This window comes from Limnospira sp., from assembly GCF_051859755.1.
Lineage (GTDB): Bacteria > Cyanobacteriota > Cyanobacteriia > Cyanobacteriales > Microcoleaceae > Limnospira > Limnospira fusiformis.
The window spans coordinates 1-15190 of sequence record NZ_JBIMLI010000129.1 but is presented as its reverse complement, the minus strand read 5'-3'; the positions used below and the strand labels follow the sequence as shown (position 1 = coordinate 15190).

The window sequence follows — 15190 nt, the reverse complement described above, 5'->3', positions numbered from 1 at the left end:
AGTGTTCTTTCATGGACTCCAAGGATTTGGGCGGCTTCCTTGGGTTTGACATATCTGGCAATAGGTTTATCCTCAACCCTTCTCGCTTATTATACCCTATTGCCCTAAAATATTAACCTAATTTGAGATTAAATCATGCTCTCCAACAGCTTACCGCCTAGGGGGGACGTGCGATCGCTTATTTTTCAACACAGTCTTTCTAGGGTCCTTCCAACCGACAAGATATCCAGGTCAAGACACCTCGGAATAATTCACGGTTATTTTAGGCTAATTTAACCCCCAAATAATTACCTGTAGGGTGCGTCAAACCTGGCAGATATGGAGGTCAAGACACCTCCCCATAATTGACGCACCATCTTAACTGTATCGCCTGCTGTTAACTACGGAGATTCATAGAGACTTAAACTGAGGCATATTGTTTACTAATTTCTCGCAAAAATTTAGTCAAAATACGCCGATCTGATTCCTGGGGTAACATTTCCAATAAATCTCCCCAGGATTTGTCTAAATCTTGGTACTTAACATAGTGATGGTTCCAGAGAATTCTGTCATCAGTAAAGGCAATTCCTTGGGTAGACATAAAGCCACTGGTATCTATCAGGGCAATAACTTTTTCGTTATCCTTGAGATATAGCCATTTTTCTAAAGCCTTTGATAGCCTATCCAAGGGAATATTAGGAGCAGAAAAACCATTAGTAAATTTATACTGAGACTGTACCTGATTTTGCACAAATTCTCCGATACGACTGGGGATTTCTTCTTCAGTATAGATGTAGGATAGAGTTTCTAGCTGCTCAAGCACTGATTGATCCCGTTTCTGGGATTGATCCCGTTTCTTTCCATTTTTGAGGAATGACCAAACTAAAAATGCTGTACCGGACGCAACCGCTGCCGCACCGCCAGTCATAACACTAACTCCACCCAGAGCCGCCATAATCGCAGTAGTTGCGGCTGCACCGGATAAACTTCCGGCCACTCCCAAAGCAGTGGCTGCAGTCCAAGCGCCCAAAATAGTTGTAGCGCCAGCAATTGTGCCTGTTCCGATCGCAATTCCCAGATTTTTTTTGTCTTCACCATCCATTTTTGAGACTAATGCGATCGAGACAACTCCCGCCGCTCCGATCAGGGCTGCTCCTCCAGTAGCTACGGCTAACCCGCCAAGCATTCCCAAACCTCCAGCAGCCACAGAACCACCACCCAAAGCAGCTAACGCCGCATTAGTAGCAGCCCCTCCAGATAACGTGCTAATCAGAGTCCCCGTACCTGCTGACACTCCACTTGCGCTCAAGGCATTTACAGATACCGGGACGATCGCCGATCCTATTTTGGCAGCGTTTTTTGCTGGTTTAACCAGTGAAAGCACATCATAATTGTTCTGGCTCACAATGTTTTCTAAATCCTGCTGGCGGGCAGCCTGGTAAACCATTTTAGCATTATCTGGAATATTCGCTTGAGCGATAAAGGAGTCTAAGGCTTTTAAGGTTCTTGTATCTTCCACCGTATTGCCGTCGCGTACCTCCTGATAAATTGACAGGTAATTTTCTTTTGTTTTTGAGGATAGTTGGGGACTTTGCCAAATCTCGTTGACTAAAATCAGATCAACGGTTAAAGCCCTTGATTGGGCACTTGCTAAAGAGTAAGTTCCCTGAATTTCTGATGGCAAATCTGAACCCGCCACAATTGCGTCTAAAGCCGTGAGAGCGTTAAAGTCAGGACATGGTTCATTAGCACGCACATAAGCAAAAGTTCCTTTAATTATTTTCTGCTCTTCTGGACTGAGTGTAGACTCGTTTAAAGTAGAGTCAATGGCTTGCTGAAGTCCCACTAAACGGGAATTGGTACTAGCAAGTTTATAGCGAGCCTGAATGGTGCTGTCCAGCTTAGAAGAAGCGATCGCATAATCCAACAAATTTAAAGCGCTCAGATCCTTAACGTACTCACCATCCTCAATTTGCTCATATACTGACTTACATTTTGAGCGGCTTGAGCCGGGGAGAATAAATTTGACATTTTGGCCAAGTTCTTGATAAATTTTATCGTCTATTTGAGTTCTTTTGTCATACAAAGTATGCAACACAAGCGTAATATCTTTACCCTCAAAACCGCCCCCCTTGATAGTCATCTCTTGGTTATCTTCAATCTTGGCGGGAATTTTCACGGACAAGTCATCTCCCGATCGCAGAGTAACTATCTGCTTTCCCCCATTTCGAGCGATGGTATAAGGAACAAAAATATGATAAGTTTCTAAGGAAATGTTGCTGTTGCCTAATCCTTGGCTATTCGCTTGAACACTCAGTGGATTAATTAAATCTTTGGTCAACAAACCCAAAGTTACTAGAGCGATCGAACCCAGAAAATGGCGACGATTCAGAGGATAACTGTTTGGTGTCAGCATAACAACTAATACCTGAAAATATGACGGTTAATGGATAATTGACAATTGTCGGGGCGGGTTCTGCCGTCAACTCTCAATTCCCCACGACCAGATGAATAAACCCGCCCCACCCGGTCATTAATTATTAATTATTAATTATTAATTATTAATTATTAATTGTGGGTGTCATGTAAACTGAAATTAGATGGCTTCTAAGGTAGGATTACCTTGTTCATCTACCCAAGCTATTTGGGTAATTCCCCGGCGACGGGCGGACTCTCGGAGGGCGAGTAAATCATCGGAAATACTCAATTCCATTTGTACCTGTGCATCGGGGGACTGACGCAAATCTTGTGCATAAGCAAAGGCGGCGGCTTCAGCTTGGGGGGTTTTGGGAACCACCAAACAATCACCGGAGGGAATATCAGAGGGAAGCTCTCCCATGTCTAATAATACCTGATGCAGTTCCTCAATGGTGAGGGAAAAGCCAATACTGGGTTTAGTTTCTCCCTGGGGATGATAAAGTCCTAAAAGCTGGTCATAACGTCCGCCGCGACCTAATACCCGTGAACCCGAATGACTATCACTGACTACAATAAAGACAATGCCTGTGTAGTAGTCAAAAGTCTGAATCAGACTGAGATCTAGGGTGATAGACATAGGAGATAGAGTATCTGGTCGCAATTTCTGATATTGATTGAGACCATCAATTAAGGATTTTAGGTTGTTGAGGGCAGATCTTTGGCTGTGGTCTAGGTCTAGTTGGGAAACCTTGGCTAAAACGTCTTCAGGACGACCGCGCAAGTCAAAGAGGAATAAAGCCCGTTGTCGCAATTCTGGCGACATGGAAAGGGTTTCCAGAGTAATTCTATCGAGATTAGCGATCGCTTGTCGAACCTGATCGCGTAAGGGTGGCGGAAAGGGAGATAAAAGCGATCGCGTTAATCCAGCTTCCCCTAGGATAAACTGTGGGTTTTGTAAGTTTAGCGATCGCAAACAGTCCCATAGCAGTAGTAAAACTTCCGAGTCAGCGCGGACCCCATCAGCCCCAAGTAATTCTACTCCCGCCTGATAAAATTCTAACTGGGTACCATGTCCCGTCTCTCCACCCTTGCGGAAGATATTAGCATTGTAGTACAGACGTTGCGGCCAGTGGTCATTCCCCGCCATGCGAGAAACCGCCGCCCTAGCAATAGAAGCGGTTAATTCCGGGCGCAGTCCCAAACCTTCATTTTCTGTATCTTGTAATTGTATGACTGTTGAACGTTGTACCGCCCCCCCAGCCATAAGGGTATCAAGCCTTTCCAGGGTAGAGGTGATAATGCGATGATAGCCCCAGCCGTGGAATACTTGCTGTAGTCGGCGTTCAATCCAAATTTTTTGGGCTACATCGAGAGGAAGTAGATCTCGCGCACCCGGTGGCGGTTGATGAATCATGGGATTAAAAAAAGTAGTACAAAATTAGGGGACGGCTTACAGATTATTACAGCTTACCTCCAATTGAGTCGATTTGTTCACCATGGTGGCATTTATTTTTTCTTACTCCCGCCAAATAGTCGCCCTAATAAACCGCCGCTTCCTGAACCTGACTTTTTGCTTTTACCTTTGACACTAGAGGTGGTAGCGGTTTTCTGAATTAGTTGTTGGGCTTCGATCGCTTCCGGCTGATTGGGATCAATACTTAGGGCTTTTTTAATATGGGGTGTACCTAATTTAGGCTGATTTTGTTTCACATAAATCAACCCTAATAGACCATGACAACGGGGGTGTGATGGTTCCCGTTTTACCGCGTCTTTTAGTTCCAGAATAGCTTTAGCATAGTTGCTAGTTTGCATTAACTGGACCGCGCGATCGCAAGCCTTATCCACAAAAGATGTTTTCGCTGGTCGGGGTGGCGGCGCTTCCTCTGACTTAGCTTCTGCTGGTGGGGGTGGCGGCGTGGGTGTAGCGGCTGCATTACCTGGGCGCGATCGCATTAAATACACTAAATTCAGTTCGCTAATTTCCCCAATTCTAGCCAGGGCTTGTTTCGGCGATTCATACTGTTTTTCGACCAATTCTTGTAAACTGGTTTCATATGCTTGATTAAAATCACCTATGGTCTGTAGTTTTTTCGCTGATTCTGTGGAGATTTGAATACTGTTGGGGTCTTGTTTAATGCGAGCGGCGATCGTTTGGATTAACAACTCATATTCTCGTTTCTCATCATCCTTAGAAAACTTGTTATAAGCCGGACTCACCAATTTCGCCAATAATTCCTTACCAATTTCTTGTTCTTCCGCTTCCTGAAAAGCAGAAGTATCTGGATGCAAACGACGCGCAATCCTCATATATTGTTTGCGAATAGCATTAAAATCAGCATCTATTTTAACACCTAAAATAGCATAATTGTCCGTAATTCCAAGCTGGAATAATCCTTGATTAATTTGAAATGACATAGTATTCGCCTTTTGGTATCTGAGAAATGCTAAGTTAAGTTCTAATTTTCAGTGATATTTATGGGATGATAACTAGATGCAACCATATCGAGGATATTCCAATAACCCTCAACTGGAAAGCATAACAGTTAAGCCTGACACAATTACGGATGATTAGCTAATTAAGCCCACAGAGATAACCGGATCGCGGTATCTGTGTGTACGTCTGACCGCAATTCACTCAAGCCCAACTGCTGCTCCATCTTATTTTGACATATTTTCTGACTGATTGGTGATTCTGCTGTGGGAGTCAGAGGCTACCAGGAAGATAAGGGGGGTGTTTCTAACAGGGCTTTACTAAGGCTAGAATGTAGGAAACCATTGGTAGCTAAAATTCGCCCAGATTGAATTTCAAAAGGACTCTCATCATAGGCTGTCACCTTTCCCCCAGCTTCTTGGACTAAGACCACCCCCGCCGCCAAGTCCCAGGGAGATAGTCCTCTCTCCCAATAACCATCTAAACGTCCGCAGGCGACATAGGCTAAATCTACAGAAGCCGACCCACCACGCCTGACTCCCTGAGTGAGGTGAGTCAGATAACAAAATTCCGCATAATTATTATCGGGGGTTTCGCGACGGTCATAAGCAAACCCTGTCACCAATAGACTTTGATCTAGTGAATTGGTTTGAGAGACCTTGATCGGTGTACCGTTACAGGTAGCACCATGACCAGTCGCACCCTGGAATAATTCATCATGAAAGGGATTATATACCGCACCGACCTGGGGGACTCCATCAATCAAAAGAGCGATCGAGGTAGCAAATGCTGGATACTGATGAGCATAGTTAGTGGTACCATCGAGGGGGTCGATCGCCCACAAATAGCGACTGCTAGTATCCCCTAAACTACCAGACTCTTCCGCAAGGATACCATGACCGGGAACATGGCGCTTGAGAACCTCCAAAATTGCCGCTTCTGAGGCTTTATCGGCTTCTGTGACTAAATCTCCTGAGCGTCCTTTCTCTTGAATATCTTGTAAATTACCCCAGTAATACTTTAAGACTGTACCCCCCGCAGTTGCTGCTAGGGTAGCCACATCCAAAAATGTTTGTAATGGTTCTTGAGTCATTTTGGCAAAAATTCCATCAGTTTCAGCTCACAGATAACACGATAACCCGATTAATCAATCATAATTCCCATAGTAGGGAAAGCCTGTGTCTGGGGACAAGTTTTGATTATACGAACAGCACTGGAGCATGAAAACCTTGTCTCAAGAGAGCAAGGATGAAAGGCGACACGGGTACTTTAGTGCCCGTCAGCCCAAGACCTGATCAACTCTCGAACAACATGGCTGTTTTACTTGACACGCTTACTAGATAAATGCTACACTGATTTTAGTAGTGCCAGGTAACCAACCACTTAAAAAACCTTGTTGCCTCAAGGCGTACACTGAACCTTGACCATTGAATCTATGCGGTTTGGCTGCATTGTTCTAGCTTCCTCCTGGCAGCAGGTAAAAGATTCACAGGAACTAGACAAATCAGTTTTTGAGGTATATTTGCTTCAATCTAAACAGGATTGGCAGAAATGCAACTACGGTAGGGCATACCGAAAGTAACGCTTGGGGAGAGTCCCACCTCTGGGCTAGACGACGCCAGGAATCTAGTTTAAGTGGTCTCGGTGAGCCAAGAATCCCCGTCTCTTCAGAGCGGGGAGTGTCAAATGGGGAATCTGAAATTGATTAATTTCCGCCTACCCCCAGACTGTCGGCTCTTTTTCAGTCAGGACTGTTGTTGACGAAACTCAGCGGGGGTAAATCTCATGGGTTCTTCTGGGTTCCAGATACCTAACCCCATGATTCTAGCCCACCGTTGGGCATTGTCAAGGCGTTGGCTGTATTTGTTGTTGTAAATTCCAGCTTGGGCGAGGGCGTAACCTTGTTTAACCAATTCCTCATTAATCAGAATTTGATCGCGCCATATATATGCTAATAGGCGATCATAGCGATCGCTTTCCATTTGGTCAAATTCTAATAGCACCTGCTGTCCCTGACAAAGCTGCTCTAGCCTTCGTTTAGCTTCCATTCCCCAGGGGTCTTGTCTTAGGTCTGGCGCATTAATGCCAATCAGTCTTACCCGCTGTAACTTGGGAATATTATCGGTAGGACTGACAATTTCTATAGTCTGACCACTAACCACCCGTTCTACTCTGACAGTCATACCTGTGGGCATTTCCGGCGGTTCAGAACACCCAACCCCCACGATACAACACAACAGGAGTAACAGTCCGGTAAGCATCAATCTCAATGGCATTAGACTAATCTTCATCTAAGGGGAGCCCCGATCGCACCTTACCTTTACCAAAGTAGCGACCAAACTGGAGTTCGTAGACTTCATCCTCGTCCTGGGTTTCCACTTCCAGGTCTGAACGGGGATAGCTCACACAGAGCAAAGCATATCCTTCTTTTTGGAGTTCTGGAGATAATCCCATCGCCTCCGGCTGATACAACTCCCCTGAGATCACCCGCACCGCGCAAGTTGTACAGGCACCATTGCGACAGGAATAGGGTAAATCTGAACCCTGATTTTCTGCACATGGGAGGATATAGCGATCCTCTGGAACTTGCACACAGTAGGACTTATCCCTTTGGCGATCGTGAATACGAATTGTATGATAGGCGGACATAATATCAGTTCTTGGATTTTTTTCACAACCCCTCCTATCATAGGATATTTTAGCCACCAACAACCAACAGGCAACAGACAACCGCCCACTCACTAACTAAGCGTGGAACCCGCCCGGACAATTAATAATTAATAATTAATAATTAATAATTAATCCATTAATTTACGGGTATTCTGGGGGGTTTATTAAGATGGTCGGTGGGTAATCTAATTAACCGTGGAACCCGCCCCGACAATTAATAATTAATAATTAATAATGAATAATTAATCCATTATCCATTAATTTGCGGATCTTCTGGGAGGTTGATTAATGTGGTCGGTGGGCAATCTAACTAACCGTGGAACCCGCCCCGACAATTAATCCATTATCCATTAATTTGCGGATCTTCTGGGGGGGTGATTAATGTGGTCGGTGGGTAATCTAATTAACCGTGGAACCCGCCCCGACAACATTATCCATTGTTGGGGATAGATAGGGCGGGTTTATTAAGATGATCGGTGATGACTATAACTAACCGTGGAACCCGCCCCGACAACATTAACAATTATTAATTGTTAATTATTAATTGTTAATTATCTTATGGATAGAGTCCCCTATCTTTCATGGCTTGTGAGACCCGACCGACACCGAGAGTATAGGCAGCAAGCCGCAAAGAGACAGACCGTTGTTGGGAATGTTGGCTAACGCGGTGGTAGGCATTACGGAGTAGTTTTTCCATTTCCCGATTCACCCGTTTTTCATCCCAGAAAAGGAAAGATTGACCTTGCACCCATTCCAGATAGCTAACCACGACACCACCCGCATTAGCGAGGATATCTGGCAAGACAGTAATCCCCCGCGTTTCGAGTATTTGGTCGGCGATGAGGGTAATGGGAGCATTAGCAGCCTCTGCCACTAATTTCGCCTGAATGCGATCGGCATTATCTTCAGTAATTTGGTCTTCTAAAGCAGCAGGAATCAAGACATCACAGGGAAGGGTGAGTAATTCAGCATTACTAATGCTATCGCTACCAGGAAAACCGACAACAGTTTTCTGGTTATTCACATGAGATTGCAAAGCCGGAATATCCAAGCCATTAGCATCAAAAACGCCGCCAAAGGCATCAGAAACAGCAATAATTTTAGCCCCGGCTTCGTGAAGGAGTTGTGCCGCTGCGCCGCCGACTTTTCCAAATCCCTGAATAGCAATTGTCACACCTTCTAGGGTTTGTCCTTTCTCTAATAAGGCTTCTCTGACAGTAATCATCACCCCGCGTCCGGTCGCCATATCTCGACCTTTTGAACCGCCAATAGATAGGGGTTTTCCGGTGACGACACCTAGGACAGCATGACCCATATTCATAGAATAGGTATCCATCATCCAAGCCATTTCTCGTGAGGATGTGCCGATATCTGGTGCGGGGATATCGATCGCCGGACCAATATCTTTAATCAATTCGCTAGTGTAGCGACGGGTGAGGCGTTCCAGTTCCCCTACGCTATATTGCGCGGGGTCAATAGCAATCCCACCTTTAGCGCCACCGTAGGGAATCCCTAATAGGGCACATTTCCAGGTCATCAACATGGCTAAGGCTGACAATTCTCCCAGATTAACAGTGGGATGATATCGGGTTCCGCCTTTATAGGGACCGAGGACATCACAGTGCTGCACCCGGTGTCCGGCGAGGATTTGTACTTTTCCATTGTCTAATTTAACCGGAATGGAAACGGTGACGACTTTCCGGGGATGTTCTAAAATCACCAAGATATTTGGGTCCATACCTAGTTCCGCAGCCGCTTGGTTTAAATAGCTACAGGTGCGATCGAATGGACAAATATAAGCCGGAGTTGGGGATGTAGTCGCTACCTGGGATGATACAACCATAATTTATTAAACCTCTTTATTAATTAATTGTTCAGGCTGAAGCCAGAAGCTAGACAGTACAGCGATCTGTTCTGACCAACTTCTTGATCCCCAGCTAGATTCCCTCATATCTGTACCATAACTTAAAAAAATCTATAAATACAGAATTATGTAAAAATTGTTACAGTTTTAAATTGGGTGATATGGTAAATCAGCCAAAACTGACTCAGTGAACCCGTTGGGTTTAAAATTAGATGAAATACTCAAGCCCACTGGCCTAATTTCTCTCACCGAAAGTAAGCAAAAATTATGAAACGTCGAAATATCCTTGGTTATGCTGCCACTGGAGTGGCCACCGCCGCCTTGGCTGCCTGTAGTCCCCAAAATACAGGTCCGGCTGTTCAAAGTGACTCTTTACCACGGGTACGCTGGAAAATGGCTACAAGTTGGCCAACTTCCCTAGATACGCTATATGGCGCTGCTGAACTAATCGCGGAATTGGTCAGTAAACTAACAGACGGACGATTTACTATCCAAACTTTTGCGGCGGGGGAAATTGTGCCGGGGTTACAGGTGTTGGATGCTATTCAACAGGGAACTGTCGAATGTGGTCACACGGCGAGTTATTACTACATTGGTAAAAACCCGGCTTTGACTTTTGGCACTTGTGTTCCCTTCGGACTTAATACGCAGCAACAGATGGCTTGGCTATATCATGGCGGCGGTATTGAGGCGATGAATAAGCTATATGCCGATTTTAATACTATTGCTTTTCCGGCCGGAAATTCTGGGGCTCAGATGGGGGGATGGTTTAAAAGAGAAGTAAATAATATCGCCGATTTGAATGGGTTAAAAATGCGGATTCCTGGCTTGGGTGGCGAGGTTCTCTCCCGCTTGGGGGTGAATGTTCAGGTTTTACCGGGAGGAGAAATTTTCCTGGCTTTGGAAAGGGGGGCTATTGATGCGGCGGAGTTTGTTGGTCCCTATGATGATGAAAAGTTAGGCTTAAATAATGCGGCGAGGTTATACTATTATCCGGGTTGGTGGGAACCGGGATCTAGTTTTGATTTGCAGATTAATTTGACGGCTTGGAATAGGTTGCCGACTGAGTATCAGGAAATTCTGAAAACAGCAGCGTCGGCGGCTAATATTCAAACTTTAGCTAAGTATGATGTGCAGAACCCTCAAGCGTTGAAAAGGTTGATTGATGGGGGGACTCAGTTAAAGGCTTTTAGCCCAGAAATTTTACAGGCTTCTTTGGCTGCAACTACGGATTTACTGGAGGATATGGCTATTCGTAATTCCTCTTTCCGAGATATTTATGAACCCTGGAAACAGTTTCGAGATAGCATCCGACAGTGGCACGCTGTGGGTGAGTTTGCTTTCAGTAATTTTGTGTCAACACCTATTTTAGAAGGGTTGTAGCAAGGTTAAAGAGGTGCTTTGATGATACGATCGCCTACTGGGGGATTAATCAGGGGGCGATCGCTTATATAATCAGCCACAACATCTGACAGTAAAAAACCAGTATCTACCTGATTATTAGACTGTTTGAAAATTTCGTAACCATCGCCGCCTGTCATTAAAAAAGTGTTGGTAACTACCCGATAACTAACATCATCTTCTAGGGGTTTCATGCTACCATCAGGACTGATGACATTAACTGACATAATCCGCGAACCTATGGGCGCTTCTGGATTCCACATCAATTGAATTCCAGACACTTGCGGAAAACTTCCCTCTCCCTTTTCTACTCCACTAACACCATGTTCTAACAGTTTTTTTATCTGATTTCCGGTGAAGTCACAACGAGCGATCGTATTTCCGAAGGGGAGAACTTCCATAACTTGACCAAGGGTGATATTCCCCGCCGGAATACTGGCTCGAATTCCTCCCCCATTAACAATCGCTATTTCGGCACCGTCTGGCTGCATTTTTGCCAGAATTGCATCAGCAATTAGATTTCCTAAGTTGGTCTCAATAGAGCGAATATTTCGGCGATCGCCATCTAGTACAGTATCAGTTTGACCAATAACTTTATTTCGTAATTCTTCCAGGGGGGCTTGGAAAACTTGCAATTGCGCTTCAAAATCCGGGTCAGGAATAATACTTTCATCCACAGCATGAGGAGAACCAGACCAATATATTAGATGACCTCTACCATCAAAAACAACTTGTAAATCCCCCAAATATTTCCCCCATTCCCAATCAGTCACCACTAACACATTATCCCCATTAGGGGAAGTTTCTACCAAAGGATAAGGTTGAGTCGCACCTGGTATATTTCCTAGGGGAGTGTGGGAATGTCCCCCCACAATTAGATCAATTCCATCCACTTGTTGGGCTAATTTAATATCCTCAGAAATGCCTAAATGAGTCAGGGCGATGATTTTATTTACACCACGACCTCTGAGAATTTTAACTGTTTTTTTGGCAGCGGCGATCGGATCAAGAAACTTAATACCTTCCCCAGGACTAGACAAAACCTCCGTGTCTGGTGTCGTTAACCCCAAAATACCTATTTGTTCACGATTGACATGAACAATAATCCAAGATTTGATTAAATCAGACAACGGTGAGTTGACATCAATTTCCAGATTAGAGGAAATCATCGGAAACGCCGAACTTCTAATAAACTCCGCCAAGGTTTCCTGTCCTCGGTCAAATTCATGATTTCCGATCGCCACAGCCGCATAATTCATTTGATTATAAAAGGGAACATCTGCTTGACCTAAATACTTATTAAAATACAGCGTTCCCTGGAAAATATCCCCCGCATCTAGCAATAGGGTTGTCGTTTCATTCTCAGCCAGGAGTGTATCAATTAGGGTTTTTCGTCGCGCAATACCACCTAACAAGTTATCCCCAACTTCCACCGATTCTAGGCGAGCATGATGGTCGTTTGTATGTAATAATCTTAGGCTAAAATCCTGTGAGTTTACCAAAGCATCATGAAAGGCAATTCCTACAAAAATTGCTCCCACAAATAAAATCCCATACAAGCGTACAGCCCACTTCATGATTATGACTAGATTATCAGTGCAGTTTTATTATACCTTTAATTCTGGCGAATCTGGCTGAGATTGGGGCGCTACAGAAGCATCTAAAACCGCTTGGGGTACTTCGTATTTAGTCCCGCCAAAGAGAGTGCCTAAATTACTTTCATCAGAGGTTTCTCCCATCACCATAAATTGTTCCGGGTTAAGAATCAGGTTTTCATACTCACCCCCCATAGTTAAGTCTACCGAATAACTTTCTTGGGGATTTTCATAACATTCTACAACTGTTCCGACAGTTCCCTTGGGGATAATTTGGCGACCAAAATGGGCTTTTATTTCTATTACCGTTTCAATTCTATCATAGAGTTTAGCTTTCATTGATTTTTGCCTCAATTTTAGGAATCATCAGCCATAAAACAACCCTTCCCCAAGGACTAGGGAAGGGTTTAAGTTAGTCTGGAACCTTGTCCAAACAATCAGGTTTAAACTGGGCTTTCCAATACATTTGGGAAGCGTGATCAACAATCAAAGTTATTTGTATAACTGTTGTTATCACCAACCTAATCACCTACTCAGCCTTAGAATCTTGTTCTGAAGATGTTTGCTCACCCTCAGACGGGCGATCGTTGCGGTTGAAGCGCTTATTACGAGCTGAGTGGGGGTTGAATCTCTTACGATACTGGCGTGCATTGGCCAGGTTGCGTTCAGCCTTTTCTTTTTTTAAATTACGACGCTTGGCCATCACGATTACCTCATAAAGACATAGTTGTGCTTGAACTTCCCCAATACTAAAAGTATGGGGATTCCTGCCTACCCTCAAACGGGGGACAGCGGGACATTCAAGTATCCCTCTAAGCCCTCCAGCCTTGGCAGCTATTGGGCTTACTTTGGTTTTTTTGGTTTCCGAGTCGATCGCCTAGCCATATAGCTACGCTCTGCATCTTCCCATTACTTGTCAGTTGTTTAGGCAGGCGGCGAGCATGGCAGTAGTGACTTACTGTGCCGGGATGGCTCCGAGACTAGAATACTTCCTTGGGTAGATGGTTCTCCGTACTTAATTTGGCTACGCTAGTTCGCCGTGTTTAGGACTGCGAACCGCCTACATCCCCATCGCTGCCGTCACGGACAGGCGATCGCTTTTCGGGTCAAAGGACTTTCTAATATCGTGGTTTGCGGCCCCCTCTATCAGACGGTTTCTTATCTTCCCGAGGACGAGCTAGGTTAACTCGGATTTCTCGTCCCATCCACTCAGCACCATCAAGTTCTTCGATCGCATGAATTTCTTCTTCTTCGGTATTCATTTCCACAAACGCAAAACCACGAAACTTTCCAGTTTCGCGATCGGTGGGAAGATGAACCCGTTTCACCGTGCCATATTCTGCGAAGACTTCTTTTAGATCTTCGTCAGTGACATCATAGGATAAGTTCCCTACATAGATTGACATTTGTTTCCTCCAAAATCATTGATAAACGAGGGGACGACAGACCCGGGAGGAACGTCTGCTAATACCTTACGGAAATAACCAGCTAAGATCAACAACAAACTTTACCACCGAATCAACTGTTCTTAGATCATATCTTAGCACCACCAGGGTTCAGCTAAGGAACTCACCTTGATTTATCCCGATCGCATGAGTTAGCGAACGGAGAGGGAGGGATTCGAACCCTCGTTAGAGTCACCCCTAAACAGCATTTCCAGTGCTGCGCCTTCAACCACTCGGCCACCTCTCCAAAACCGTCGCATTTTTTAGTTTTACTCACAAGATATGTATCTTAGCAGAAGCCTATATGATTTGACAATACCCTTTGCCAAATTTGTTGAGATACACGCTAGACCTTCATTTGAGCCCAACCCAGTTGAGTGGGTTGTTCATAAATACGTCGCAGCGTATTCACATCACGGGGCGAGATCGGGGGAGGTTCCCGAACCTGGGAGTAATACATCACATCAGTTGCCGTGGGACTATGGCCCCAAATCCCCAGGGCGTGTCCAAATTCGTGGCGAGTGGCGGCGGTAATATACTTGCCGCTTTGGGTAGGACTCAGCCAAATAGTAAAGCGATGGACTAAAATATAAGAGTCATTCCCAGTAATCCGTTTAAAAAGCTGATATCTGGCTTCCGCAGAACTAGCCCGCAGCCTTCCTGGTTGTAGGGGAGGGCGACGGCGAAAAATCTGGACCTGGGCGCGATCGCTATCCTCAATAATTTCTATCGGTAAATAGGGGTTCCAGTCCATCACTGCATCTAAGACCAGATCCCGCCAATTTTCAGCCCCTGGATCTTCTGGGGATTCAATATAGACACGAACCGGAAAACTAGACCAGACCAGATGACCAAATGTAGGTGGCGCTATCTGGTCGAAATAATCACCACTGTCCGTAGGATCTTGCCATTGTTCCAGAGATGGGGGGAGGGGATGGGAATCAAACGGGATTGACAGATCAACAGCAGGCGATCGCCAACCGTAAACTACGATCAGGAAAATCGTAAATAGACTCAATCCTATTAGCCGAACCCTCACCAACCCCAAAATCCCTATCCAAGCCAACCAGCGCTTAAAATCGTGGTTAACCCCATAAACACAATTGCTAGTATCCAGGTAATGCGATTTAGGGTAACTTCCGCTGTTTTCGCGCTAGTAAACAGTTGCGCCTGTCCACCAATTCCCCCAATACCATCACCCTTGGGACTGTGCAGGAGTACCAAAATCACCAACCCTAGGGCCGAGAGTGACCAGATTGCCTGTAATATATCAGTAAGAGCCATAGTTCGTCATCAATTCCGTGCGTTTCGATTAGGGGTCGAGAGTGAAGTCGCCTTCACCCCCTCCCATTCAGAACCGTACATGAGACTTTCACCTCATACGGCT

At 45.1% G+C, this 15190-nt stretch carries 14 protein-coding genes, 1 tRNA gene and 1 pseudogene; 1 reads left to right on the top strand and 15 read right to left on the bottom strand.

Annotated elements, in window-relative coordinates; translation table 11 throughout:
* The 8 genes and pseudogenes from ACTIE0_RS18770 to ACTIE0_RS18735 form a co-directional block, all read right to left on the bottom strand.
* Positions 1-62 (bottom strand): annotated as a pseudogene (locus ACTIE0_RS18770) (IS607 family transposase); the annotation flags it as partial.
* A 338-nt stretch (positions 63-400) separates the two neighbouring features.
* Entirely contained in the window at positions 401-2395 is a 1995-nt protein-coding gene (locus tag ACTIE0_RS18765) for a hypothetical protein (protein ID WP_006670617.1), read from the bottom strand.
* Between the two features lie 180 nt (positions 2396-2575).
* Positions 2576-3811, bottom strand: coding sequence for an ATP phosphoribosyltransferase regulatory subunit (locus tag ACTIE0_RS18760; RefSeq protein ID WP_006621517.1), 1236 nt, complete (start codon positions 3809-3811; stop codon positions 2576-2578).
* Between the two features lie 92 nt (positions 3812-3903).
* Complete coding sequence (locus ACTIE0_RS18755; protein WP_006670616.1) at positions 3904-4812, bottom strand: J domain-containing protein; 909 nt, start codon at positions 4810-4812, stop codon at positions 3904-3906.
* Positions 4813-5108: 296 nt separating this feature from the next.
* Positions 5109-5921, bottom strand: coding sequence for an inositol monophosphatase family protein (locus ACTIE0_RS18750; protein ID WP_006621515.1), 813 nt, complete (start codon positions 5919-5921; stop codon positions 5109-5111).
* Between the two features lie 652 nt (positions 5922-6573).
* Positions 6574-7104 carry a thermonuclease family protein gene (locus tag ACTIE0_RS18745; protein WP_006670615.1) on the bottom strand — a complete coding sequence of 177 codons (531 nt, stop codon included), beginning with the start codon at positions 7102-7104 and terminating at the stop codon, positions 6574-6576.
* Positions 7105-7108: 4 nt separating this feature from the next.
* Positions 7109-7477, bottom strand: coding sequence for a 2Fe-2S iron-sulfur cluster-binding protein (locus tag ACTIE0_RS18740; RefSeq protein WP_006670614.1), 369 nt, complete (start codon positions 7475-7477; stop codon positions 7109-7111).
* A 577-nt stretch (positions 7478-8054) separates the two neighbouring features.
* Positions 8055-9341 carry a Glu/Leu/Phe/Val family dehydrogenase gene (locus ACTIE0_RS18735; RefSeq protein WP_006621512.1) on the bottom strand — a complete coding sequence of 429 codons (1287 nt, stop codon included), beginning with the start codon at positions 9339-9341 and terminating at the stop codon, positions 8055-8057.
* Positions 9342-9629: 288 nt separating this feature from the next.
* On the opposite strand from ACTIE0_RS18735, the gene ACTIE0_RS18730 reads away from it, so the two are divergent.
* Positions 9630-10745: a TRAP transporter substrate-binding protein gene (locus tag ACTIE0_RS18730; protein WP_006670613.1), complete on the top strand. Its 1116-nt coding sequence runs from the start codon at positions 9630-9632 to the stop codon at positions 10743-10745.
* Positions 10746-10750: 5 nt separating this feature from the next.
* Here ACTIE0_RS18730 and ACTIE0_RS18725 read toward each other — a convergent pair whose 3' ends face one another.
* From ACTIE0_RS18725 to secG, 7 genes are all read right to left on the bottom strand, one after another.
* On the bottom strand, positions 10751-12340 hold the full coding sequence (locus ACTIE0_RS18725) for a bifunctional metallophosphatase/5'-nucleotidase (RefSeq protein ID WP_006621510.1): 1590 nt from the start codon (positions 12338-12340) through the stop codon (positions 10751-10753).
* A gap of 30 nt (positions 12341-12370) precedes the next feature.
* Positions 12371-12697 (bottom strand): DUF4926 domain-containing protein, encoded by a 327-nt coding sequence (locus ACTIE0_RS18720; protein ID WP_006621509.1) that lies wholly within the window; start codon positions 12695-12697, stop codon positions 12371-12373.
* Positions 12698-12887: 190 nt separating this feature from the next.
* Positions 12888-13061: a hypothetical protein gene (locus ACTIE0_RS18715; RefSeq protein ID WP_006621508.1), complete on the bottom strand. Its 174-nt coding sequence runs from the start codon at positions 13059-13061 to the stop codon at positions 12888-12890.
* Between the two features lie 415 nt (positions 13062-13476).
* The gene (gene rbp / locus ACTIE0_RS18710) at positions 13477-13764 is read right to left on the bottom strand and encodes an RNA-binding regulator (RefSeq protein ID WP_006670612.1); all 288 of its coding nucleotides are present in this window, start codon (positions 13762-13764) and stop codon (positions 13477-13479) included.
* 199 nt (positions 13765-13963) lie between these two features.
* A tRNA-Ser gene (locus ACTIE0_RS18705) sits at positions 13964-14050 on the bottom strand.
* A 99-nt stretch (positions 14051-14149) separates the two neighbouring features.
* Positions 14150-14869 carry a hypothetical protein gene (locus tag ACTIE0_RS18700; protein ID WP_006621506.1) on the bottom strand — a complete coding sequence of 240 codons (720 nt, stop codon included), beginning with the start codon at positions 14867-14869 and terminating at the stop codon, positions 14150-14152.
* Complete coding sequence (secG, locus tag ACTIE0_RS18695; RefSeq protein ID WP_006618748.1) at positions 14857-15087, bottom strand: preprotein translocase subunit SecG; 231 nt, start codon at positions 15085-15087, stop codon at positions 14857-14859. The genes ACTIE0_RS18700 and secG overlap by 13 nt, the downstream gene beginning before the upstream one ends.
* Positions 15088-15190: the final 103 nt, after the last annotated feature.